Source organism: Methylomicrobium album BG8 (assembly GCF_000214275.2).
GTDB lineage: Bacteria > Pseudomonadota > Gammaproteobacteria > Methylococcales > Methylomonadaceae > Methylomicrobium > Methylomicrobium agile.
Genome location: NZ_CM001475.1, coordinates 2,181,920 through 2,206,621 on the forward strand (window position 1 = coordinate 2,181,920; position 24,702 = coordinate 2,206,621).

Below are 24,702 nucleotides of genomic sequence, written 5' to 3' on the forward strand. Positions count from 1 at the left end.
CGAGGATTCAATGGAATTTTTTAAAATTAAACGCGATATCCCGTTTATGCGCTATGGTCGTGTAACCACGACCATTTCGCTGGTGACCTTTATTCTGGCAATATTGGCCTTAAGCTTTAAAGGGCTTAATTTGGGGTTGGACTTTACCGGCGGCATCCAGATCGAAGTCCGTTACGATCAGCCGGCCAACCTCGAAACGGTTCGAAAAATTCTGGAAGATCAGAAGCTGACCGAATTTTCGGTGCAGAATATCGGCAGCGTGAAAAATGTACTGATCCGTTTGCCCATGAAGCCGGAAATCAACAACGCCAGATTGAGCGAGATGGTGTTGGCAAAATTGAAAGAGCAGGATGCCGGCGTCGTGTTGCGCAGCGTCGAATTTGTCGGGCCGCAAGTCGGCCAGGAATTGTTCGAAAGCGGCGGATTGGCGTTGATGTTGGTCGTGGCGGGGATTATGGCTTATTTGGCCGTCCGCTTCGAGTGGCGTTTCGCGTTGGCGGCCATTATCGCCAACATGCACGACATCGTGATCATTCTCGGCATGTTCGCGTTTTTTCAATGGGAGTTCACGCTGCCGGTTCTGGCCGGCGTATTGGCGATATTGGGCTATTCGGTCAACGAATCGGTCGTGGTATTCGACCGGGTACGGGAAAATTTCCATTTGATGCGCAATACGAGCGTGCCCGACATGATCGATAACGCCATCACGGCAACCATGTCGCGCACCGTGATTACGCATTTCATGACTCAGCTGATGGTGCTGGCGATGTTTTTCTTCGGTGGCGAAGCGCTGCATAATTTTGCGCTGGCGCTGACCATCGGCATCGTGTTCGGCATTTACTCGTCCGTTCTGGTCGCAAGTCCTATCCTGCTGTGGTTGGGCGTATCGAGACAAGATCTGATGGTAAAAAAGGAAAGTGTCGAAATCGACAATTTGCCTTGACAACGGTTAAGCCGTTACAAGACCGTAGGGTACGCTGTGCGTACCGTGTTCGGGCATCTCTTACGACCGACAGGAAAAAGGTACGCACAGCGTACCCTACATTTTCGATATAGAATCCTGTTCGGGTATAATAGGCAATTAATTTTTTCATTATTATCTGGAGTTGTAATCCTCATGGCGATAGAACGCACTTTTTCCATCATCAAACCCGACGCGGTAGCCAAAAACGTGATCGGCGAAATCTACAGCCGTTTCGAAAAGAGCGGCCTCAGAATCGTCGCGGCGAAAATGGTTCACCTGACTCAGGCGCAGGCCGAAGGTTTTTATGCGGTGCATAAAGAGCGTCCGTTTTTCAAGGACTTGGTATCGTTCATGATTTCCGGTCCGGTGATGATGCAGGTGTTGGAAGGCGAAAATGCGATCGCGCTTAACCGCGAAATCATGGGCGCCACCAACCCGAAAGACGCCGCTCTCGGCACGATCCGCGCCGATTTCGCCAGCAGCATCGACGAAAACGCGGTGCACGGTTCCGACGGTCAGGATACCGCGAAAGAAGAAATCGCTTTCTTTTTCTCCGACAATGAACTCTGCGCCCGCACCCGCTAACGCGGCATCGATCAACTTGCTCGATTTCGACAGAAAAGGTCTTGGGGCCTTTTTTGTCGAACACGGCGAAAAGCCGTTCCGTGCGACTCAACTGTTGAAATGGATCTATCAGGAAGGCGTTGACGACTTCGAGGCGATGACCAACTTGAGCAAGCCTTTGCGCGCCTGGCTGACAGCACATTGCCGGATCGAAGCGCCCGAGATCGTGCTCGAACAGCAGGCGTCCGACGGCACCTGCAAATGGGTGCTCGAAACGCATTGCGGCAACCGCGTCGAGACGGTCTTCATTCCGGAAGAGAGCCGCGGGACCCTGTGCGTGTCTTCGCAGATCGGCTGCGCGCTGGCCTGCTCGTTCTGTTCGACCGCACAGCAGGGCTTCAACCGCAATCTGGCGACTTCCGAAATCATCGGCCAGGTACTGGCCGCGCAAAAACGGCTCGGTTCCGAACGCAAAATCACCAATGTCGTAATGATGGGGATGGGCGAACCGCTGCTGAATTTCGACAACGTGGTCGCCGCGATGAATCTGATGATGGACGACTTCGCATTCGGACTGTCCAAGCGGCGCGTGACGCTCAGCACTTCCGGCGTGGTGCCGGCGATGTACCGGCTGACCGAAGTCTGCGATGTGAGTCTGGCGGTTTCGCTGCATGCGGTTCGGGACGAACTGCGCGATCAACTGGTGCCGATCAACAAGAAATATCCGTTGAGCGAACTGATGGAAGCCTGCCGCGACAATGCGAAGCTCGCGCCGCGGCGCACGATCACGTTCGAATACGTGATGCTCGACGGCATCAACGATTCGCCGGAAGATGCGAAAGGCCTGATCGAATTGTTGTCGACGGTGCCTTCCAAACTGAATCTGATTCCGTTCAATCCGTTCCCGAACTCGCCGTACCGCTGTTCGAGCAATAACCGGATCAATCTGTTCAAGACGATGCTGAACGAAGCCGGCATCGTGACCACGGTCAGGAAAACGCGCGGCGACGACATCGATGCGGCATGCGGTCAGTTGGTCGGCAAGGTGAAGGACAGAAGCCGCCGGCATTTGAAGTTGAAAGCCGCGGAAAATGAGCGGGCCGCTTGAGATGAATCCGTCTATGCTCCGGATTTTGCTTTGTGGTTCGATGCTGAGCCTGAGCGCCTGTTCCTGGTTCGGCGGCAAGTCGCCCGAACGCGACTCGCAACGGGCTTCGGAAACCTATTACCAGCTCGGCATCCGGTATATGGATCTAAACAAGCTGGAAGAGGCAAGGGAAAATCTGGAGCGCGCGATCGATGAGGATTCCGATAACGCCAAGGCGCATAATGCGTTGGCTTTTCTTTACGAAAGGTTGAGGCAATATGACGAGGCGGAAGACGAATACGAGACCGCGCTGAGCATCAAGCCCGACGATTTCGGCACCCAGAACAATCTCGGACGCTTCCGGTGCGAGCATGGGGGGGAGGCCGGGAAAGGCTTGGCGCTGCTGGCCAAGGCAGCCGACAATCCGCTGAACGATCGCCAATGGCTGGCGCTGACCAATGCCGGGCGCTGCGAGATGGCACGGGGCCGTATGGCGGAGGCGGAGACTTTTTTCAGAAAAGCACTGGACTTGAACAAAGCCTATGCGCCGGCGCTGGCCGCGATGCAGAAAATCAGTTATCAGAAAAACGATCTTTGGCCGGCGAAAGCGTTCCTGGCGCGCTACCTGAGCGTGGCTCAGCCTACGCCGGAAACCCTGTTCATCGGCTATCATACCGAGCGAGCCTTGGGTAATCGGGCGCCCGCGGAAGAATACCGCACTTTGTTGCTGGAAAAATTTCCGAGCTCCAGCGAAGCGAAAAAAATCCGGTCTGCTCAAAAATAACAGACTCATCATTCATGGCAAATCATATACAAGCAATCCGCGGCATGCATGACGTGCTTCCCGATCAGGCGCCGCTTTGGCAGTATGCCGAACAGGTCATCCGGGAAGTGCTGGGCGCATACGGGTACAACGAAATCCGTACGCCTATCGTTGAAAAAACCGAACTGTTCAAGCGCTCGATCGGCGAAGTGACCGATATCGTCGAGAAAGAAATGTATACGTTCGACGACCGGAACGGCGATTCGCTGACGCTGCGCCCGGAAGGCACGGCCGGCTGCCTGCGCGCCTGCCTCGAACACGGCCTGCTGGCGAATCAGGCGCATCGCCTCTGGTACTACGGTCCGATGTACCGCCATGAGCGTCCGCAGAAGGGACGCTACCGGCAGTTTTACCAGTTGGGCGTCGAAACCTACGGGATGGCGGGGCCGGACATCGACGCCGAACTGATCCTGATCATGCACCGCTTGTGGCAGCGGCTGGGCATTCGCGAAAAAATCCGCCTGGAGATCAACTCGCTCGGCACGATCGCGGAAAGAACTGCCTACCGGGAGAGCCTGGTCGGTTATTTCAAGACCCATCTCGATCAATTGGACGCAGACAGCCTGAGGCGGCTGGAAACCAATCCGCTCCGGATTCTCGATACCAAAAATCCGGCGATGAAAGCCGTCGTGAGCGGCGCGCCGGCGCTGATGGATTATCTGGGCGAAGCCAGCCGCGCGCATTTCGACGGCTTCCGGCAGATTCTCGACGACCTGGGCGTCGCTTACGAAATCAACATGCGCCTGGTGCGCGGGCTCGACTATTACTGCAATACCGTGTTCGAATGGGTGACCGACGAGTTGGGCTCGCAAGGCACCGTTTGCGCCGGCGGCCGTTACGACGGCCTGATCGAGCAGTTGGGCGGCAAAGCCAGCCATGCGGTCGGTTTTGCGATGGGGATCGAACGGGTATTGGCGCTGGTCGAATCGCTGGCGGACGTGCCGGTCTCCCGAACGGTCGATGCGTACCTGATCCGGGTAGGAGAACGGGCCGAGCGCGTCGGCATGCGGTTTGCGGAATCGCTGCGCTCCGAAGTGCCCGAATTGAAGCTCCAGGTCCATTGCGGCGGCGGCAGCTTCAAGAATCAGTTCAAGAAAGCCGATAAATCGGGCGCCGAGTTCGCGGTCATCCTCGGCGATGACGAAGTCAGCCGCGGCGAAATTGCGGTCAAGCCGCTCCGGCTCGAAAATGTGGCCGAGACGTCGCAAGCGAGCATGAGCGAACGGCAGGCGGTGGATTTTTTCCGCCAGCGCTACGGCAAGAAATAACCTATTGATTATCAAATTTTAGATCGGGAAATATTGTGGCAATTTACGATTCGGAAGAAGAACAGCTCGAAGCCGTGAAGGCTTGGTGGAAAGAAAACGGCATGTCGACGATCATCGGGGTCGCGGTCGGCATTGCCTTGATCGGGGGCTGGAATTACTGGCGCTCTCATCAACAGGAACAAGCGGCACAGGCCTCCGATCTTTACAGCCAGTTGGTCAAGTCGGTCGAAGCGAACAATCCGGGCGCGGCCGAGCCGTTGGGCGAACGCCTGCAGGCTGAATTCGGCGGCACCAGCTACGCCGCTTATTCCGGCCTGCAACAAGCCAAACTGAAGGTACAGAAAGGCGATTTGGCGGGAGCGAAAGCGGTGCTGCAGGAAGTGATCGGCCAGTCGAACAAGGAACTGAGCCATATTGCCCGCCTGCGCCTGGTCCGGCTGATGCTGGCGACCGGCGAATACGAGCGGGGCCTGCAGTTGATCAATGAAGTCGATCCGGCGGTCAAAGCCGGTTTTTCGGCCAGTTACGACGAATTGGCCGGCGATTTGTATGTGGCGATGGACCGTATCGATGAGGCGCGTACCGCTTATCAGAATGCGTTGAGCGGCGGAGATCAATCGCCCTTGTTGAAGATCAAGCTTGACGATTTGACCGCTCCGGAACCCGTTCCTGTCGCACAGCCGGCAAAAGATTCCAAATAATGTGTTTTATTTGGGCTTTATTGATCGCAATCGGTTTGAGTGGCTGCGCCTCGATGGAGTCCGCGGGCGAAGCCTTGGAAGGAATCAAGGATTATTTTCTGGGAGGCGAGGATAATGCCGAGCCTCCGGCTCCGCTGGTCGAATACACTCCGGAAAAAAATATCGAGATTCTCTGGAAGGAATCGGTCGGCGACGGTGCCGGCGAGAAGTCGCTGAAGCTCGTTCCTGCGGTGGGTGGCGGAAAAGTGGTCGCCGCCGATATCGAGGGGTTGGTCGAGGCGCATCGTCAGACCGATGGCGAGCGGGTTTGGGAAGCGGAAACCGAATACCATTTTTCCGGCGGACCCCATATCGGTGACGGCACCGTCATATTGGGAACTTCCGATGCCGAAGTCGTCGCGCTGAAGCTCGACAACGGCGAAAAGCTGTGGGCCGCTTCGGTTCCGGGCGAGGTTTTATCCGTTCCGGCCGTTGCGCGGGGGGCAGTGATCGTGCGCTGCACGGACGGTTCGATCACTGCGCTGAACGAAAAAACCGGTGCAAAGATGTGGAGCTACGAACGCAGCGTGCCGACATTGAGCGTCCGCGGCACCGGCGCGCCGATCGTGGTCGAGGATAATGTCGTTTTCGGTGAGGACAACGGCAAGTTGATCGCGCTGGCCTTGACTGACGGCAAGTTCTCCTGGGAAGCCAGCATTGCGATGGCGAAGGGCCGCTCCGAAATCGAACGGCTGGTCGACCTCGACGTCGATCCCGTTGCCGAAGGCGGCGTCATCTATATCGCCAGTTATCAGGGCGGTGTCGGTGCGGTAGCCGAGCTGGACGGTTATCTGCTCTGGCGTAACGAACAGTTGTCTTCGAGTTCCGGCCTGAGCATTTCGGACCGCCGTTTGTTTCTGACCGACTCCGACAGCAACGTGCTGCAATTGGACGATCGTTCCGGAGTTGCATTATGGAAGCAGAAGGAATTGCAGTACCGGAAGCTGACTGCACCGGCGGCGTTCGATGATTACGTCGCCGTCGGCGATCTGGAAGGTTATGTGCATTTCCTGTCCAACAGCGATGGCAGGCAAATGGGGCGGGTTCGAGTCACCGGCGGACCGATCGACGCCCGGCCGGTGGTTGCGGACGATACCGTATTCGTTTATGCCAGAGACGGCACATTGGCCGCGTTGAAGGTTCGCTGACCTACGTAGGGTACGCTCGACTGCAGGGATGCAGGAGGTAGGGCAACGCAGGGAGCGGTTGCCGAGTGCGTACCTTTTGGGAATTTGATTTATGATGTTCCGTATAAGGTACGCGCAGCGTACCCTACGGCAACCTTATTCCAGAAAAGATATGGCCTGTCTGGCGGATGCGCTGCGCTTATCCGCTCTGCGATGCGGTATTCCCGTTCGGCCTTCCATCACGCTTCAATAACTTACCCTTTTCAATACTATGCTACCCGTTATCGCCCTGGTCGGTCGGCCGAACGTCGGCAAATCGACCTTATTCAATTATCTGACCCGCACCCGAGAGGCGCTGGTTGCCGATTATCCGGGACTGACCCGCGATCGCCAGTACGGCCGCGTTCGGTACGGCGATATGGCCTGTCTTGTCGTTGATACGGGCGGTATTGCGGACGATGCGGAAGGTATCGACAGTTTTTCCGGAAAGCAGGTCCGGATTGCGCTGGAAGAAGCCGATGTGGTGTTTTTTCTGGTCGATGCCCGGGAGGGACTCAGCGCGTCGGATGAAGTGATCGCGAAGGATTTGCGCAAGCTCGGCAAACCGATCGTGCTGGTCGTGAACAAGATCGACGGTATCGATGCGCACACGGTTGCCGCGGATTTTCATGCGCTGGCGCTGGGCGAACCCGTCTATATCGCGGCCGCGCACGGGCGCGGGGTCGCCGATCTGCTGGCGGGCTCCCGTCATCTGCTGCCGTCCGTTCAGGAGGAGCCCGAAGCGGGGCCGAAAGGAATCAGCATTGCAGTCGTCGGCCGGCCGAACGTCGGCAAATCGACTTTGGTCAACCGACTGCTCGGAGAAGAGCGCGTCGTGGTATTCGACGAACCCGGCACGACCCGCGACAGCATCTATATTCCGTTCGAACGGGGCGGCAAGCGCTTCACGTTGATCGACACCGCCGGCATGCGGCGCCGGGCAAGGATTGCGGAAACGATCGAAAAATTCAGCGTGATCAAATCGCTGCAGGCAATCGAGAAATCGAACGTGGTGATCTACCTGATCGATGCCAGCGAAGGGGTGACCGATCAGGATGCGCATCTTTTGGGGCTGGTGCTGGAGACCGGTAAGGCGCTGATCATCGGTTTGAACAAATGGGACGGCCTTTCGGTAGAACAGAAAGAGATGGTCAGGCGGCAGCTCGACCTCAAACTGTCGTTCGTCGATTTCGCCGAAAAACACCCGATCTCGGCACTGCACGGCAGCGGCGTAGGCAAACTGTTCGACGTGGTGCACAGTCTTTATCAAGCCGCGATGGTCGACCTGTCGACGCCGCTGTTGACCCGGCTGCTGAAAGAAGCGACCGACGCGCATCAGCCGCCGATGGTGAACAATCGGCGCATCAAGCTCAAATATGCGCACCAGGGTGGACGCAACCCGCCGGTCGTGGTGATTCACGGGATTCAGACCGATGCCCTGCCGAATGCGTACAAACGCTTTTTGATGAACTATTTGCGCGAACGCCTGCAGTTGAAAGGCACGCCGATCCGGCTCGAATTCAGATCGCCGGCGAACCCGTTCCAGGGCCAGAAAAACAAACTGAGCGATCGTCAACTGGAAAAACGCAAGCGCCTGGTCAGGCACCGTAAAAGCGAAAAAAAGTAGGCGAGATAGAAGATCCGCTGCCGTAAAGTGCAGGGGATTTCTCTCCCTGAAGAGGCAATGTCGTTGGGGTGAAAAACCGAAAGGCTAAGATAGGAGACGGTGTTCCGCCGCGACCGAAACCTCAAGTCGCGGAGGAGGCATCGCTCCTGCAGCCAATTTTCATGGTCGGGGCAAGGGAAGCGGCTTCATGTTTGTTAAGTCGGGAAGTTTTGTTTGAAAATCCCCCCCTAACCCCCCTTTCTCAAAGGGGGGGGAATGATACGCTTCCACCCTTTGAAAAAGGGAGACGATACGCTTTCCCTGTTTTCAAAGGGGAGACGATACGCTTCTCCCTTCTTCAAATAAAGGCGATACGCCTCCCCCGTTTTCAACGGGAGGACGGTATACTTCCCCCTTTGAAAAAGGGGGATCGAGGGGGATTTTATAAAAGTTATCTTCCTTAACCTAACAGCCATGAAAACGGTTTATCGCCCTCTTTCGGATAAAAAATGTATTTCATGATAACGGCATCGCTTCATTCCTAAGTCTTAACTTATCAGAAACCATCGAACATTATGGCAACCCTCGCATTTCAAGGCAAACCTGTACATACGTGCGGCGAACTTCCCGCTGTGGGCGGCAAGGCGCCCGATTTTTCATTGGTGAACGGCAAATTGAAGGATGTCGGACTGGCGAATTTCGCCGGCAAGCGAAAGGTTCTGTATATCGTACCGAGCCTGGATACGCCCACCTGCGCGATCTCGACCCGCAAATTCAACCAGAAAGCCTCCAACCTTCCGAATACGGTGGTGCTGGTGATTTCCGCCGATCTGCCGTTCGCGCAATGCCGATTTTGCGAAACCGAAGGGCTCAAAAATGTGATTCCTTTATCGACCTTCCGTTCGAGTTTTGCGGACGATTACGGGATCAAGCTGACCGACAGCCTTTTGGCGGGACTGACCGCCAGAGCCGTGATGATTCTCGACGAGAGCGATCGGGTGATATACAGCCAACTGGTGGACGAACTGGCCAGCGAGCCCGATTATGAGAGCGCTCTCGCCGCGCTTGCCGTTCAGAATCCAAATCAGCGGTCATTATCAGAATAACGGACAGATTGCATATCTGGCGAGTCAAGGCTTTACCGCCTTCCGGATCGGCGGCCATGCCGGGATACGGGATATGTCAAACTGATGTAGATGGCTATGCCCTTTGAGAGGAATGTAAAACTGTTCCAGACAAATCCTCCCGGAATGACGAATTTCTTGCCTCAAGTCAACGGCTTGCTTGCGATCGCATAAATCACATTCGCTTCAATTTCGCTGACCGACTTCGTTTCCAGTCCCGCCAGATTGGCTTGCTTCACCCGCCGTAACTGGTCCGGCTCCAGTTGATCGAGCGTTCCCCGGTAGCCGCTGCCCATCGCCAGAGCCCACCAGTCCTCGGGACTCGATAACGGATGCACGGCTGGTTCGGCAACGACATCGACAGTGTGCAGTCCGGCTTCGGCAAGCATTGTGCAGAGCCCTTCGGGACTGGAAATGCGGTCCCAGGGATTGAATCCCTTGCACAGTCCGGGGCGTTCCGCCTGTACGGCCTGCCAGAACAGGCCGTTCGCCGGTTCGAACAAATCCGGTCCCCAGGTGGTGATCGCAAGCCGGCCGCCGGGCCTCACGTTCCGCCATAATTCCCTGACCGCTGCCGCCATGTCGGGCACGAAGAAGATCCCGAAAATGCAGATCACCGCATCGAAGCGCCCGTCGGGATAGCCGAGCGCGAGCATGTCGCCCGCCCGGAATTCCAGGTTCTTCAGGCGCTTCGCTTCCGCTTTCGTTTTAGCCTTGGCCAGCAGTTTGTCCGCCAGGTCGACGGCGAGCACGCTGCCGCGGGGGCCAACTTGGACTGCCGCCGGCAATGCGGAAGCGCCGGTTCCGGAGCAGACATCCAGAACCCGTTCTCCGGGCAACAGGTTGAGGCGTTCCACCGTGCGGCTTCCGAAACGGTTCCAGAAGGTATTGGCGGAATGGTCGAACAAGTCGGCCGCCGCATTGTAAGCCTGAGCGGTTTTAGCCTTGGCTTCCTCGAATGTATGCATTGAAACTTCCTTAAAAATGGATCGGACCGGTGCGCCCGATATAAATGGTTGAGCTTTCGCTGACGACTATATCAGGAAAATGATCCGTTTTCGCATCGAAAGCTTTGTTTCGGCTTCACGAGTGCCGGGTATCGGGTGCGCTGCCTTTTGGGCTTTTATGGACCCGATTCGCTTCGATGATTTGGCGGATCAGCGCCGCTGCGCCTTCCAGTTGGCGGTCGTAAACCTCGGTTTTATAGTCCGACGGTGTCGTGGTCAAAGGTTTCAGGACAGAGCGGCCAGGATGGCGGGTGTCGATGCGGACTACGGCGGACAGGCCGGGGCGCAGCGGCTTGGCCTGTAGTTCATCGGTGCGCAGGCCGATCCTGACCGGTACCCGTTCGACGATATGGATATAGTTGCCGGTGGCGTTATTGGGCGGTAGCAGGCCGAATACGCTGCCGGTGCCGGCTCCAAGCCCCAGCACTTCGCCGTGATACACCGTGTCGGAACCGTACAGATCCACCGTGATTTCGACCGGCTGGCCGGGCCGCACGTGGGTCAGCTCGTTTTCGAGAAAGTTCGCCTCGATCCATAAATAATCCAGCGGCACGATCGCCATCAGCGGCGTTTCCGGACGTACCTGTTCGCCCGGCTGGATGCTGCGTTTGGCGACGAAGCCCGACACCGGCGCAACGATCTCCTGGCGGACTTTGGCCAGATAAGCCTGCTTGAAAGCAGCGATCGCCTGCAATACCTTCGGATTGTCCGCCGGGGTGGTGTTCCGGACCAGCGCTTCGGCGCCTTCCAGCTCGGCACGTGTTTGCCGCGCGTCGGCTTCCTCCTCGCGCACCTGAAATTCGCTGTTCTCGATCTGCTGTGCCGAAACCGCGCCGTCGGCGGCCACGCTATGGAAACGGGCCAGGTCATGTCGGCTGCGCTGGAGTCTGGCTTCCTTGGCGGCCAGTTTTTGGCGCAGGGTTTCGGCCTGACTGAATCGGGTTTCGATCTGGCGCACGCTGTCGGCCAGGTTCGCGGCAGCCTTTTCGAACGCGACCTCTGCCTCCAGGCCGTCGAGCCGGACCAGCACGGCGCCGCGCTGCACGAACTGGGTGTCATCGACCCGGACGTCCACCACGGTGCCAGCGGTCTGGGCTTTCAGCGGTGCCAGATTTCCGGTCACATAGGCGTCGTTGGTGACCACGAAACGGCCGGCATAACCCTGCCAGTAAGCCAGATAAACCAGCCCGAGCGCCAACACGGCTACCGTGACCAGCCTGAGCCGGCGGCCGCGGCTTGGCCGGCGTTTACGGAGGCCGGCGTGGGATTTGGGTGTGTTCGGGACGGTTTGAGTATCGTTCATGACTGTCTGCCTCTCTGGGCGATTAAAGCATCATTGTCGTTAAAATTCGTGTAGGGTGGATAAGCGCAGCGCATCCACCGGGCCGGCTTTGGTGGATGCGCTTTGCTTATCCACCCTACCTTATCATGCGGTTTTTCAACGCCGCGGCTTCACTGTTTTCATAACCGCCACCCAGGGCTTCGATCAGACCTACGGCGGCCAGAAGACGGGCGTTGTGCAGTTCACTGGCAGTGAGCCGCTGCTCGATCAGCGCTGTTTCGGCATCGATCATGCCGTCGCGATCGCTGAGTCCTGCCTGAAAACGCTTACGGGCCAGCCCGGATTCGGCTTCGGCCGCTTTCAGCGCACGTGCTTCGGAAGCTTCGTGCTCGGAACTCTGCCGCCATTCGGCCAGGCTGTCGGCGACCTGTTGTACGGCGGTCAGCAGGGTGTCGTTATAGCCTTCGACCGCGGCGTCGTAGCCGGCCTCCTGGTTCTTCAATTCCGCCTCCAGGCGCCCGCCTTCGAAAATCGGCAGGGTCAAGGTCGGTCCCATGCCGTAGGCGACGCTGGCGCCGTGCGAAAGAAACAGATCCTTCAGATTCAGACTGCGCAGGCCGGCAAAACCCACCAGATCGATGTCGGGATAAAAATGGGTTTTCGCGACTTTGACCCGTTGGGCGGCCGATTCCACCCGCCATAGCGCTGCCGCCACGTCCGGCCGGTGCGCCAGCAGGCCCAAGGCCACCGTTTCCGGCTTCGGCAGATAGCCGAGGATTTCATTGCGGGCGGCTCGAACGGATTTTCCCCAATCCGGCCCTTGCCCGGCCAGAGCTGCCAGCCGGTTCCGCAATAGCTGGGCGATGTGACGTGTGCGGGTCTCCCGCTGGCGCGCCGCTTCCAGTTGCTGCCGGCTGGCGTAAACCGGATCCTGATTGCTTAATCCGCGCTGCCAGCGCAGTTCCGCCAGTTGGTGTTTTTCTTCGATTTTCCCGCTCAATTCACGGGCCAGCTCGACATCCTCCCCGGCCGCGCATAAGCTGAAATAGCTGCGGGCGATCGCGGTACTCAGCAGCAGCCGTGACATCGCCAGCTCCGACGCTTGCGCTTTTTCCTGGCCGAGCGCTGCTTCCAGTGCGGCTTTATCCTTGCCCCACAGGTCGAGGTGATAGCGGAAGACTAGGGGGTCGATGTAGGCGCCGGTAAAGGTTTTGCCGCCGTTGGGGCCGTAAAAATCGGTCGCCGAAAAACGCCGGTGATGCAGTTCGACGCTGGCATGAATGCTCGGCAGCATTTCGGCAGCCTGAAAATCCGCGGCGGCTTCCGCCTGGGTAAGGCGCGCGGAAACCACGCGCAAGCCGGGATTATCCCGCAGTGCCGTTTCGATCAGACGGGTCAGCTCGGGATTGCGGAATGCCTGCCACCATTGCGCCTGGGGCCATTCCTGTACGATCTTCTCGGCCTGCGAATCGGTTGCGAGCGTCTGGGCCAGTTTGGGCGGTGCGATCGGTTTGGCGCGTACGCCGTTTTCCGGCAGCAGGGCGCAGCCGCTCAGAGATAAAGCAGTCGCGAGCAGGGCGATTTTAACCAGTCTCATTGTTACGGCTCCTCTACCAAGTCTTCCAAAGCTTCCAGGCGCCTGTCTTCCTTTGGGGATGCGGCGGGTTTCGGCCCGGCCGGGGCGGCAAACCAGACCAGTCCCGCAAGGCCTACGAAGAGCCAGGCCGACAGCCTGAACGTGTCGTTCAGCCCCAGGATTGCGGCATGCTGGCCTGCGAGAGCGGCAAGCCTTGCGGTGGCTAAGGTGCCGTGCAGGCCGGCGTCGTGCAGGCGGTCGATCGTGTGCGCGGACCAGCCGTCGTACAGTGAAAAGCTTTCGATCAGGCGGCTTTGATGGAAGGCGGTACGCCGTTCCCAGAATACGCCGAATAAGGGGGAGGCTACGCTGCCGCCCATCACCCGTAGCAGGCCGCCCAGTTCGACGGCCTGGGTTTGCCGTTTCGGCGCCAATCCGGAAAGGAACAATGTGGTCAACGGTACGAACAGGCCGCCCAGGCAAAAGCCTTCCAGTATCTGCGTCCATAAGGGCTGGGTAAACCAGCCGCCGCGGCCGAAGAAGTCGTACCGGCTGGTCCAGCCGCAAAACAGCGCGAACAGCAGCATGTTGATGCAGACCAGCAGGCGGGCGTCGAAGCGGTGCACGATCCGGTGCATGACGCTTGCGATCGGTTTGGCCAGGAACACCAAAGGCAGCAGCACGCTGCCGGCCAGAAACGAGGTGTAGCCGGCGACTGTCTGCAAACGCACCAGCAGCACCGACAGCAAGCCGTACATGATCATGAAGCCGAGGCTCAGCAGCAGGCTGCCGATTGCGAAATTGCGCTGGCCGAACAAGCGCAAGTCGAGCAGCGGCGAGCGTTCCGCCAGTTCCCAAACGATGAAATAGCCCAGCATTGCCGCGCCCGTCAGCGCGGTAGCGATCAATCCGGGCGAGTTGAACCAGTCGGCGTCCTGTCCCTGGTTCAGTACGGTCTGCAGGCAGAACAGCAGGACGGCCAGCAAGAGAAAGCCGGTTTTGTCGAACCGCGTTCTCCGCCCAGTGGAATACCGGTCGAACAACAAGGCCCAGACCAGAGCCGAAGACAATAAGGGCAGGGGGATGTTCAAGTAGAACAGCCAGCGCCATCCCCATTGATCCGCAATCCAGCCGCCGGCCGCCGGTCCCAGCGTAAACGGGCTCAGCGCGGCAATGCTCCATAGCGAGACTGCGAAAGACTTGGTCGATTCCGGGTATTCGCGCATCAGCAGCGTTTGCGACAGCGGAATGGTCAGTCCGCCGAAAAAGCCCTGCAGCGCCCGCCCTGTTAAGAACCAGGACAGGTCGGACGTCGCGGCGCAGAGCAACGAAGCCAGCGCCATCCCGGCCATCGCAGCCAGATAAAGGCGGACTTCGCCCACAGCGGCCGACAGCGAGGAACTGACCGGCAACGCCAAAGCCAGGCTGACGAAATAATAGCTTTGCATCCAGCCCGCATGGCTTGGACTGACGCCGAGGCCGCCGGTTGCGTGCAGGCTGATCGAGGCAAAAGCGCCGGTATTGAACAGCACCAGGATATTGCCGAGCAGCAGGGCGACGTTCAGGAAGACAAATTGCGTCCGGGTCAGCGCGTGCTCGCCTGTTTCCGCGCTGTTGAGGCTGTCGTGAGTCAAGGTCGCCCAGGCGGCCCGGGCGGTGTTATCGTTTTCGGTCATGGTTGGGTATCTTCGGAAATCACCGCTAGGTGAGATTATCCGTAGTACAGCAAGAGTCATGCCGGGAGTGAAAAATTAGAATAAATATTTTTTAAATCAATTATTTAAAAAATAAAGCAGCAAAAACAAAACGATGTAGAGAATTCGGTCTCGCTAAATATCGTAAATTTAACGAAATATCGTGACTCCATCGTAGGGTACGCTGTGCGTACCATAAAACTCAAAGAGGCATAACGTACCTTTATTCCATAGCGGTAATATCCAAATCATCGAACTCCATGACGCCGTGTACCTTACTGCCCCAATCCGGCGGATAAACGCCTTGCTTAACCCAGCGGTGAAAAGTCGAATAAGGCCAATCCTGCACCGATTCCACATATCCATGTCTTACCGGGTTATAGTGGATATAATCGAAATGCCGCGCATAATCGTCTTCATCCCGGATCGTGTGTTCCCAAAACCGGCGTTGGAAAACGCCATGCCGTCTTTGACGAATCCGTGAAGCGCTAAGGGCTTGTTCGCTATCGCCGGCAGCGAGATATGCTTTGGTAAATTTCTTTTTGATCCATCCCCAACGCGCCGAATAATGGGAATCACCTTCCGGCAGAGTCAAAAGGGCGTGAAGATGATCGTCGAGTAAAACCAGCGCATCGATCCGAAACGGCCAACGCCGTTGGCATTCTCGAATGGCCGTGTGCAGGAAGGTGCGGGCGGTATCGGTGCAGAGAATCGGAGCTCGCCGTTCCGTTACCACAGTAAAGAAGAATGAGCCGCCGGGAATATGAGCACGTCGAAAGTGTGACATAAGCGACACCAAGAGATGAGTTAAAAAGTAGGGTACGCTGTGCGTACCGATAGGTGTTAAATCACGGTACGCATAGCGCGTACTACGACTGCCCAATACCTTTGGCATTCAATGGTACGCACAGCGTACCCTACGTCAGCCGGTTCGGGAAATTCCGAGCTTTAGCATGCGGGAGCGCAAGGTATTCGGATTCATGCCGAGAATCGCGGCGGCTCCTTTCGGGCCGGAAATGACCCAGCCGGTTTCTTTCAATGTGTGCAGGATATGTTCCCGCTCCAGCGATTCGAGCGTTTTCGGTTTTTCCGATAGAGAAGAGGGCTTGTCTTGGTACGGCTGCAAAGGGGGGATTTCCAGCTGCGAGCCCTGCGACAGAATCACCGCCCGCTCGATCACGTTCTGCAATTCGCGGACATTGCCGGGCCAGGCGTAGTGCTTTAGCTGCTCAAGGCCCGCAGGCTCGATGTCATCGAAATGCTTGCCCAATTTTTTCGCATATTTGGTCAGGAAAAAACGCGCGAGCAGCGGAATATCCGCACTCCGCTGCCGTAGTGCCGGTACTTCGACCGGGAACACGTTCAGCCGGTAATAGAGGTCGGCCCGGAAGCGGCCCGCCGCGATCTCTTCGGGCAAATTGCGGTTCGTGGCTGCGATCACCCGCACGTCGACCCGGATCGTCTCGCTGCCGCCCACGCGCTCGAACTCCTGTTCCTGCAGTACCCGGAGCAGTTTGGCCTGTGCCGGCATGGACAGCTCGCCCAGTTCGTCCAGGAACAGCGTGCCGCCGTCGGCCAGTTCGAAACGGCCCTTGCGCTGCTGAATCGCGCCGGTAAAGGCGCCTTTTTCATGGCCGAACAGTTCGCTTTCGATCAGCTCGGCAGGGAGCGCCGCGCAGTTGACCTTGACCAGGATTGCCGCGTTGCGGCTACTGTACTCGTGGATCGCCCTCGCCAGGAGTTCCTTGCCGGTACCGGTTTCGCCGAGCAGCAGCACCGGGGTATCGGTGCGGGCGACCATCCGGACTTGTTCCATCACGGTCCGCATCACCTTGGAGCCGCTGACGAAATCGCCCGGGTTGTGTTCGTCGTTGATCACTTCCTGCAGATAGCCTTTTTCCTGCTGCAGCCGTTCCAGTTTCTGTTCGGCAAGGCGGCGGTCGTTGACATCGCGCAGGATGATCGTAAAGAGTTTTTGACCGCCGGCTTCCAGCGGCGAAAAGGTCGCTTCGATCGGAAACTCCTCACCGTCCGCCCGGCGGGCGCTGAGCCCTTCCGGCACCCAGGCGGGCGTTTTAATGGCACTGTCGAAAACGACGAATTGTTTGAATAACGGGGCGCACCGCGGGGCGATAAAGCGTTCGAACGGCTGGCCGATCGCGAAGTCGGCGGCGCAGCGAAAGATACGCGCGGCCGCCGCATTGAATAAGGTGATGTTGTGGCGTTCGTCGATCGTTACAATCGCGTCCATTGCCGAGCCGAGAATCGAAGAAATCCGCTGTTCGCTGTCGCCGAGCGCCTGCATCATCAGGCGCTGCTCGGTGCGGTCGCGCTGGGTTTCGACGACTGCCGCGACTTCGCCGTTTTCGTCATGGATCGCGCAGGCATCGATCACCAGATACAGCCGGCGGCCGTCCGGCATCGGGCACCAGTTTTCGGTATGGTAAATATCGGTCCGGGATGCGGGGGCGCCGGCCCATTCATACAGTCCCTTGACGTCGCCGAGACTGTCGTCGAGCAGCAAGTCCGCCAGGCAGGGGCGTTTTTCGGTATAGAAGCCTTGCCAATGCCGATCGCTGCCTATCATTTCTTCCGCTTTCAGGCCGGTCAGTTGCTCGCAGGCCTTGTTCCAGATCACGACCTGATGCCGGGCGTTCAGCACGAAAGCCGAGACGGGCAGGTGCTGAAGCAAGTGTTCGGCCGATAAATTTTGCGGCGATGACGGATTTTTTCTCATTGCTGTTGTGGCAGGTTTGTCTGGACCGGCAGCAACTTACTGCAACTTCCGTTTCATGTCACGATATTTGGTGACGAAATGCTATTCGAAAGGCCGAGTTGAATGAGAGCGCGGTAAATGAAGCCGGGAAATAGCCGGCTAAAAAAGACGTCATTTTTATAATCTTGAAATCGCAATCGAACTCCCACTGTAAATAACCGGCCGGAATTGTTACCGGCTGCGTTAAGTCATAGAATACAGACTGTTTTTAACGATTTACTTCATTTCAAACTGGCTCTTAAATACGATTTTTTAAGGGCCGGCTTAAGCTTAATAGGTTTAATAATATCGGCTTACGGTGCGTTGCCGGCGGGAACAGTAATTTTTCAACAGAATCGTCCCGCGCGCATTCATATTTGCCCGTGTTTTGACGTCGAAGTAAACAGATTTTTTGAAACAAAAATGAGGAAAACCGAAATGTTTAAATGGTTATTGACTTCATTCATCGCGATGATGTTGTCCGGTTGCGGCTATAACACGCTGCAGTCGGGCGATGAGAACATCAAAGCCGCCTGGGGCGAGGTATTGAACCAGTACCAGCGCCGCGCCGACTTGGTGCCTAACCTGGTCAACGTGGTTAAAGGGTATGCCTCGCATGAAAAGGGCGTGTTGACGGAGGTGACGCAGGCGCGGGCTCGAGTGGGATCGATCCAGGCTACGCCGGAACTGGTCGACGATGAGGAGGCCTTCCGAAAATTCGTTGCGGCCCAGGGAGAAATGACTAGCGCGATTTCGCGCTTACTGGGGGTGGCGGAAAACTATCCGCAATTGAAGGCCGACGGCTTGTTCCGCGATCTGCAGGCGCAACTGGAAGGCACGGAAAATCGCATTGCGGTCGCCCGCAACCGTTATATCGATGCGGTAAAAGAATACAACCTGACCGTACGGTCTTTTCCTACCAATCTGACCTCAATGCTGTTCGGTTATAAGACCAAGCCGAGCTTTACCGTAGAAAATGAACGCGCCATTTCGCAGCCGCCCAAAGTCGATTTCGGAGCCCCTGCGCCGGCAGAGTCTCCCGCTCAGTAAGGGGATTGTCGATGCTGCCGTTCATGCGTTATGGGGTTGGGTTTTTATTGCTGCTGTTTTTTTCGGGAGCAGGTGCGTTGGTGCCGATTCCCGACCTGTCGCACCGCGTCACCGATCTGACTTCCACGCTGAGTGCAGCCCAAGCGAACGCGCTGGAAGATAAATTGGCCGCCTTCGAAGCCAAACAGGGCAGCCAGATTGCGGTTCTGATCGTCCCCACCACGCAGCCTGAAGAGATCGCCCAATTCGGGATACGGGTGGCGGATGCCTGGAAAATCGGCCGGAAAAACGTCGATGACGGCGTGCTTTTGATCGTGGCGAAAGAGGATCGAAAAATGCGGCTGGAAGTGGGTTACGGTCTGGAAGGGGCGATTCCGGACGCGATCGCCAAACGCGTAATCGCCGAAACGATCACCCCGTATTTCAAAGCCGGCGATTTTGCAGGCGGCATCGATGCGGGAGTGACTCAGCTGATGCGCCTGATCGAAGGCGAGCGTCTGCCGCCGCCGCAGGAAGCGCCGGCAGGGCAGCAGAACGGTGGGGCTTTTATATTCGTTCTGTTCGGCGGAATCGTCGCGGGCTGGATATTGTCCGCCATGCTGGGGCGGGTCATGGGCGGAATGCTGGCCGGCTTGGGCAGCGGCGCGGTAGGGGCACTGTTGTTCGGATTGGGTTTCGCGGCATTCCTGATCGGGCTGATGGTTTTCTTCATTGTCGGCATTCGCCAGCGAAGTTACGGCGGCTGGTCCAGCGGCGGCGGTTTCGGAGGCGGCTATGGCGGCGGGTACGGCGGAGGAAGTTCTTGGGGAGGCGGCGGTGGCGGCCGATTCGGCGGCGGGGGCGCGTCCGGCTCATGGTAAACGTCAAGCGTTGGCTCATTCATACTTTCATGCCGCCTTGGCGTTGGCGTTTGGCGTTTTCCGCTGCCTTACTCAACGATGTGGAAGCGGCGGTGCATCAATCCGAATGCCATCACCGCGGCGAGCTGCGTTTCGCTGTCGAAAATGCGTTGGCGCCCGCCTGGGTTTGGCGCGGCCTGTCGGCGCAGCAGCGGGCGACCGAAGTATTTGCGAATCTACGGGTATGGGATACCGAAGAAAACAGCGGTGTATTGATTTATCTGTTACTGGCTGACCGGGAAGTGCATATCGTTGCGGATCGAGGCATCGCCAAGCGCGTGCCGCAATCCGAATGGGATAGCCTGGCTCAGGTCATGCAGGAAGCATTTCGTGGCGGCGACTTCCGGAAAGGTTCGCTGGAAGGTATCGAACGCATCTCGAAGATTCTGATAACCCATTTTCCTTCCGGGGAACGCAATCCGGACGAGCTTTCCAACAAGCCGGTTATCGTTCGGCGGTAGAAATTCGGAGGATAAAAAAGGGCGGTTTTGCCTATCGGTTCCATTTACCGACAGGCACTTTCAAGGTTCCCATGGCCAGGTTTTCAGTTGCTTCCGCGCCGTCCCGAAGTTGCCGAGTTGATAGACCGATACCCCGACCGGCGAAAACGTGAACGCTTTAAAGGGTTCGGCGATTATTTTCTTCAGATAATCCGGCGAGGCCATACCGAGGGTGACATGGGGATGGTAATTGCCCCCGGCGTGCTTGGGTATAAAGGTCTCAACGTAATCGACAGTCGTCGGGTTTATGTCGGGCTTGGCGGGGGTGACAAAGAAAGCGGCAGCCGTTCCCGTTTTCACCGTAAAAGGGGCGACCGCCTCGATCAATTGTTGCTGCAGAGCGCGGAGCGCCGGAGTCGGCTCGACGACCAGGATCTCAATCCCCTTATTTTTCCAGGGGGTGTAATCGTACCGGGAGGCCTGCAGCTTTAAATCGATGCCTTTCTGGCGGGCGAGGACTCTGCCGACCGCGGTATAAAGGCCGTCGAGGCGTTCGGTAAGCACGTAGCGCTGCAGGAGCGTAATGTGGGGCTTGTGGGTAGCATCGAAAGCGAATCCCTCCGGGGTGTCCCGCCGTAGGCGGGCATTGGCGGCTTTTGCGTTCAGCATCAGCGCCGCATCCGGATCCAGGGCAATATTAATGGCCGTGACGGATTCGTCGGCCGTTTGGGCCCATCCGGGCTGTGAGGCGAGGAAAATACCCAGTACGGCTGACAGTTTCATGGCTTTCAACATATCGGCTCTCCTTAAAAGCAACTTCCCCTTTGAAAAAGGGGGATCGAGGGGGATTTATTTGATAAATCTCCCCCGGCCTCTCGGCAATCGTTTCTGCATTGTCCTACCTCCTGCACCCATGCAGTCTTCTTTTTCAAAGAGGGGGGTGAACAATCCGTTTTTCATAGCAATCAACTCCGGAAAGTTATTTCCTACCAGATCCTTAGTCCTGCTTCAACCTTTATCGGTTCGGGCTTTGAGGTTGGAACGGCGGCATGTCTTCCTGAGCCTCGAAGCGGCGGGCGGCAAACTCCGCCGTCCGGGAGAATTCGCCGTCCGGATTGGGGTTCCGTGTTTCGGGAACGGTTTGGCGAAGCTCAGGGTAACGGTTTATATGCCAGTAGTGTCGCCAAGGTTTCCAGCAACGCGCTGCGAGGATGAGTGCGCAGCCAGATGAGTGCAATAGTGCGGCTAGGCCGCTGGCGGATGTTGATATAGCGAATGTCGTTATCCTCGGGCTGGACGGCGACGGAGGGCATTAGCGTAACCCCGACGCCGTTCTTGACCATGAAACGCAGGGTTTCCAGACTGGAAGCCCGGAAATCATGCTCAACGAATCGGGAAGGGTCGCACAGCTTCAGCGTCTGATCCCGCAAACAATGCCCTTCATCCAGCAATAGCAGATTCTCCTTGGCTACCCTGTTCAGGTCTACTTCCTCCAGGTGAGCCAGAGGATGGTCGGCACATACGGCCAAGGTAAACGGATCCTCAAAAAGCGACCGGCATTCCAGCGCTTCATGTTCCACGGGCAAGGCCAACAAGGCCGCATCCAGCTTTTTGTCGAGCAGCAATGCGATGAGCGAATCGGTCTTTTCTTCGACCAGTTGAAGCTTGAGATCCGGATAGTATTGCTTGATGCGGAATACATATTCCGGCAGCACGTAGCTTGCCAGAGAGGGAAACGCCCCCAGCGACAGCATGTTGCGGTAACGGTCGCCGGCATGGGCGGCGATTTGCCGAATGGTCTGAACGTCGGCGAGAATTCTGCGGGCGATCGGCAGAATTTGTTCGCAAGCTTGCGTCACTTCCACACCGTTTTTCTCGCGCACGAATAAGTTGACGCCCAGATAATCTTCGAGTTTTTTGATCTGTGTGCTCAAGGTGGGCTGGCTGATCGAGCATTGGTCAGCCGCTTGACTGAAATTTCTTAAGTCCGCTACCGCTACGAGGTAGCTCAAGTCACGCAAGTTCATAATTTCTTGTATCGCTTTGGAGTAGAAAGCCGGTCGAGAAGCCATTCGGCTGAACAATCGGACATAATATCACCTTACGGTTGCACTCTATTGATTCCACCTATGGGTTTATCGATAAAATCGATTTCAAAATAAATGCGTTATCGGGTTAAATATGCCTACCGAAATTATCGCTTACCGGAAATCTAATCCATAGGTTCGTCACTTATTCAGGAGAGCTTCCATGAAAAACAAAAAAGGCAGTGCCGATCTTGAACCCTTGATCCTTGGCGATGAGCCAAGTGTGGGAAAGTCGCTGACCCTTTTCGCTAGAGGTGTCTAAACGTAAAATTCTCCGACATGTTTTTTTCGCATTACCCTTCCAATTAAAGAGTAAAGGAACATTTATGAAAATGAAACGAACATTCCTGGCTTCTGCAATGGCAGTCGCCATATCCGCAGTATTGACGGTCGAGCCGGCCCGGGCCGAGCCGCAGCCGACGATGAACAGTTTCTGGTGGCCGGAACAACTGGATCTGAAGCCGCTCCGCCAGAACTCGGTCGAGTCCAACCCCTTGGGCAAAGCGTTCAATTATGCCGAACAATTTAAAACCCTAGACTTGAAAGCGGTGAAAAAGGACATTGCCGGCGTACTGCATACCTCTCAATCCTGGTGGCCGGCGGACTATGGCAATTACGGTCCGTTTTTCATCCGCATGGCCTGGCACAGCGCCGGCGTATACCGCATCTTCGACGGGCGCGGCGGCGCTTCCGGCGGACAGCAACGCTTCGAACCGCTCAACAGCTGGCCGGATAACGTCAATCTGGACAAAGCCCGGCGCCTGTTGTGGCCGGTCAAACAGAAATACGGCAGCAAGCTGTCCTGGGCCGACCTGATGGTGCTGGCCGGCAACGTGGCGTTGGAAGACATGGGGTTCAAGACCATTGGTTTCGCGGGCGGGCGGGCGGACGACTGGGAAGCCGAGAACGTCAATTGGGGAGCGGAAAAGAAATTTCTCGCCGACGAGCGCCACGACGTCAAGGGTGAGCTGGCGAAACCGCTGGCCGCCGTGCAGATGGGACTGATCTACGTCAACCCGGAAGGGCCGGGCGGCAATCCCGATCCGTTGGCGGCTGCCAAGCATATCCGCGAAGCGTTCGGCCGCATGGCGATGAATGACGAAGAGACGGTGGCTCTGATCGCGGGCGGGCATACTTTCGGCAAGGCGCACGGCGCGCACAAGCCGGACGAGTGCGTCGGTAAGGAGCCGGCCGCCGCCGGCATCGAAGAACAGGGCTTGGGCTGGGCCAACAAATGTGGCAGCGGTCATGGCGACGACACTGTCACCAGTGGCCTGGAAGGAGCATGGTCGACCAATCCGACGCGCTGGACCCACGATTATTTGACGTGGCTGTATACCTTTGACTGGGAAACCACCAAGAGCCCGGCCGGCGCAACACAATGGATTCCCAAAAACGGCCAGGGCGCCAACTTCGTTCCGGATGCGTACGACCCCGGCAAGCGCCATGTGCCGATCATGTTTACGACCGATATCGCCTTGAAAATGGACCCCGAGTACCAGAAAATCTCCAAGCGGTTTCTGGACAACCCCAAGGAGTTCGAGCTTGCTTTTGCCAAGGCATGGTTCAAGCTGACCCATCGCGACATGGGGCCCAAGGCGCGCTATGTCGGTGCCGAAGTGCCTGCGGAAGACTTCATCTGGCAGGATCCCATCCCCAAAGTCGCGCACAAGTTGATCGACGCCAAGGATGCCGCCAAGCTGAAGTCGGCGATTTTGGCCTCGGAGTTGACGATTCCGGAGCTGGTCAGGACGGCCTGGGCTTCCGCGGCAACCTTCCGCGGTACCGACATGCGCGGCGGCGCGAACGGCGCCCGTATTCGCCTGGCGCCGCAGAAGGATTGGGAGGTCAACGATCCCGCCGAATTGGCCAAGGTGCTGACTCGCCTGGAAGCCATCCAAAACGACTTCAATCGGACGCTGAAAGGCGGCAAGAAAGTGTCGCTCGCCGACGTGATCGTGCTGGGCGGTTCGGCAGCCGTGGAAGAAGCCGCCAAAAAAGCCGGCTACAAGGCGCAGGTGCCTTTCAAACCGGGCCGTATGGATGCCGCGCAGGAACAAACCGATGCCAAGTCGTTCGCGGTGCTGGAGCCCAAAGCTGACGGCTTCCGCAATTATTTCGGCAAGGATAATTCTCGCTCGCCTGCGGAAATGTTGGTCGAGCGTGCGAACTTCCTGACCTTGAGTGTACCCGAAATGACGGTGCTGGTCGGCGGTATGCGGGCACTGGATGCGAACGCCGGCCATTCGAAGCACGGCATCTTCACCAGCCGTCCGGGCGTATTGAGTAACGACTTCTTCATGAACCTGCTCGATATGTCGACCCACTGGACCAAGTCGTCATCCGAGGCCCTTTACGAGGGACGGGACCGTGCTACCGGCCAGGTCAAATGGACGGCTACGCCGGTCGACCTGATCTTCGGTTCCAACTCCGAGCTGCGTACGGTGGCCGAGGTCTATGCTTCGGACGATGCCAAAGAGAAATTCGTGCAGGACTTCGCCCGGGCATGGGCAAAGGTGATGGATCTGGATCGTTTTGACACGCGCTGATTTTACTTTGCCATGCACCCA

21 protein-coding genes are annotated in these 24,702 nt (G+C 57.3%); 13 read left to right on the forward strand and 8 right to left on the reverse strand.

The annotated features are described in order from the left end of the window. The first annotated feature begins 10 nt into the window (after positions 1-10). From secF to tpx, 9 genes are all read left to right on the forward strand, one after another. Positions 11-943: a protein translocase subunit SecF gene (secF, locus tag METAL_RS09385; protein WP_005371756.1), complete on the forward strand. Its 933-nt coding sequence runs from the start codon at positions 11-13 to the stop codon at positions 941-943. Positions 944-1,117: 174 nt separating this feature from the next. Then, complete coding sequence (gene ndk / locus METAL_RS09390) at positions 1,118-1,549, forward strand: nucleoside-diphosphate kinase (protein ID WP_005371757.1); 432 nt, start codon at positions 1,118-1,120, stop codon at positions 1,547-1,549. Further along, positions 1,524-2,636, forward strand: coding sequence for a dual-specificity RNA methyltransferase RlmN (rlmN, locus tag METAL_RS09395; RefSeq protein ID WP_005371758.1), 1,113 nt, complete (start codon positions 1,524-1,526; stop codon positions 2,634-2,636). The genes ndk and rlmN overlap by 26 nt, the downstream gene beginning before the upstream one ends. 1 nt (position 2,637) lies before the next feature. Beyond that, positions 2,638-3,399: a type IV pilus biogenesis/stability protein PilW gene (gene pilW, locus METAL_RS09400; protein WP_169740994.1), complete on the forward strand. Its 762-nt coding sequence runs from the start codon at positions 2,638-2,640 to the stop codon at positions 3,397-3,399. A 14-nt stretch (positions 3,400-3,413) separates the two neighbouring features. Further along, positions 3,414-4,706 (forward strand): histidine--tRNA ligase, encoded by a 1,293-nt coding sequence (hisS, locus tag METAL_RS09405; RefSeq protein ID WP_005371763.1) that lies wholly within the window; start codon positions 3,414-3,416, stop codon positions 4,704-4,706. Positions 4,707-4,741: 35 nt separating this feature from the next. Further along, the gene (locus METAL_RS09410; protein WP_005371764.1) at positions 4,742-5,407 is read left to right on the forward strand and encodes a YfgM family protein; all 666 of its coding nucleotides are present in this window, start codon (positions 4,742-4,744) and stop codon (positions 5,405-5,407) included. Continuing rightward, positions 5,407-6,594 (forward strand): outer membrane protein assembly factor BamB, encoded by a 1,188-nt coding sequence (gene bamB, locus METAL_RS09415; RefSeq protein ID WP_005371765.1) that lies wholly within the window; start codon positions 5,407-5,409, stop codon positions 6,592-6,594. The genes METAL_RS09410 and bamB overlap by 1 nt, the downstream gene beginning before the upstream one ends. 250 nt (positions 6,595-6,844) lie before the next feature. Continuing rightward, entirely contained in the window at positions 6,845-8,239 is a 1,395-nt protein-coding gene (gene der / locus METAL_RS09420; protein ID WP_005371766.1) for a ribosome biogenesis GTPase Der, read from the forward strand. 554 nt (positions 8,240-8,793) lie between these two features. Beyond that, entirely contained in the window at positions 8,794-9,324 is a 531-nt protein-coding gene (tpx, locus tag METAL_RS09430) for a thiol peroxidase (RefSeq protein WP_005371767.1), read from the forward strand. A 161-nt stretch (positions 9,325-9,485) separates the two neighbouring features. Here tpx and METAL_RS09435 read toward each other — a convergent pair whose 3' ends face one another. From METAL_RS09435 to METAL_RS19940, 6 genes are all read right to left on the reverse strand, one after another. Continuing rightward, a complete protein-coding gene (locus tag METAL_RS09435) occupies positions 9,486-10,352 on the reverse strand; it encodes a class I SAM-dependent methyltransferase (RefSeq protein ID WP_084675375.1) in 867 nt (288 codons plus the stop codon). A 73-nt stretch (positions 10,353-10,425) separates the two neighbouring features. Further along, positions 10,426-11,652, reverse strand: coding sequence for an HlyD/EmrA/EmrK family protein (locus METAL_RS09440; protein ID WP_005371772.1), 1,227 nt, complete (start codon positions 11,650-11,652; stop codon positions 10,426-10,428). Between the two features lie 115 nt (positions 11,653-11,767). Next, positions 11,768-13,228, reverse strand: a complete 1,461-nt coding sequence (locus METAL_RS09445) for an efflux transporter outer membrane subunit (protein WP_005371774.1) — start codon at positions 13,226-13,228, stop codon at positions 11,768-11,770. A 2-nt stretch (positions 13,229-13,230) separates the two neighbouring features. Beyond that, the gene (locus METAL_RS09450; protein WP_005371776.1) at positions 13,231-14,883 is read right to left on the reverse strand and encodes a DHA2 family efflux MFS transporter permease subunit; all 1,653 of its coding nucleotides are present in this window, start codon (positions 14,881-14,883) and stop codon (positions 13,231-13,233) included. Positions 14,884-15,124: 241 nt separating this feature from the next. Then, the gene (locus METAL_RS09455) at positions 15,125-15,688 is read right to left on the reverse strand and encodes an REP-associated tyrosine transposase (RefSeq protein ID WP_005371778.1); all 564 of its coding nucleotides are present in this window, start codon (positions 15,686-15,688) and stop codon (positions 15,125-15,127) included. Positions 15,689-15,823: 135 nt separating this feature from the next. After that, positions 15,824-17,638: a sigma-54-dependent Fis family transcriptional regulator gene (locus tag METAL_RS19940; protein WP_005371780.1), complete on the reverse strand. Its 1,815-nt coding sequence runs from the start codon at positions 17,636-17,638 to the stop codon at positions 15,824-15,826. A 456-nt stretch (positions 17,639-18,094) separates the two neighbouring features. Here METAL_RS19940 and METAL_RS09465 point away from each other — a divergent pair, with 456 nt between their 5' ends. Genes METAL_RS09465 through METAL_RS09475 form a run of 3 tightly spaced genes read left to right on the forward strand, consistent with a single transcriptional unit; the run spans position 18,095 to position 20,066 of the window. Further along, positions 18,095-18,706: a LemA family protein gene (locus tag METAL_RS09465; protein WP_005371782.1), complete on the forward strand. Its 612-nt coding sequence runs from the start codon at positions 18,095-18,097 to the stop codon at positions 18,704-18,706. Positions 18,707-18,717: 11 nt separating this feature from the next. After that, entirely contained in the window at positions 18,718-19,566 is an 849-nt protein-coding gene (locus METAL_RS21850) for a TPM domain-containing protein (RefSeq protein ID WP_005371783.1), read from the forward strand. Between the two features lie 29 nt (positions 19,567-19,595). Beyond that, positions 19,596-20,066, forward strand: coding sequence for a TPM domain-containing protein (locus METAL_RS09475; protein WP_245549504.1), 471 nt, complete (start codon positions 19,596-19,598; stop codon positions 20,064-20,066). 60 nt (positions 20,067-20,126) lie between these two features. Here the strand turns inward: METAL_RS09475 and METAL_RS09480 are convergent, their stop codons facing one another. Both METAL_RS09480 and METAL_RS09485 read right to left on the reverse strand, forming a co-directional pair. Continuing rightward, complete coding sequence (locus METAL_RS09480) at positions 20,127-20,840, reverse strand: 2'-5' RNA ligase family protein (protein ID WP_005371787.1); 714 nt, start codon at positions 20,838-20,840, stop codon at positions 20,127-20,129. Positions 20,841-21,196: 356 nt separating this feature from the next. Then, positions 21,197-22,072 carry a LysR substrate-binding domain-containing protein gene (locus METAL_RS09485; protein ID WP_005371789.1) on the reverse strand — a complete coding sequence of 292 codons (876 nt, stop codon included), beginning with the start codon at positions 22,070-22,072 and terminating at the stop codon, positions 21,197-21,199. A 392-nt stretch (positions 22,073-22,464) separates the two neighbouring features. On the opposite strand from METAL_RS09485, the gene katG reads away from it, so the two are divergent. Further along, positions 22,465-24,681, forward strand: a complete 2,217-nt coding sequence (gene katG / locus METAL_RS09490) for a catalase/peroxidase HPI (RefSeq protein ID WP_281023985.1) — start codon at positions 22,465-22,467, stop codon at positions 24,679-24,681. Positions 24,682-24,702 lie beyond the last annotated feature (21 nt).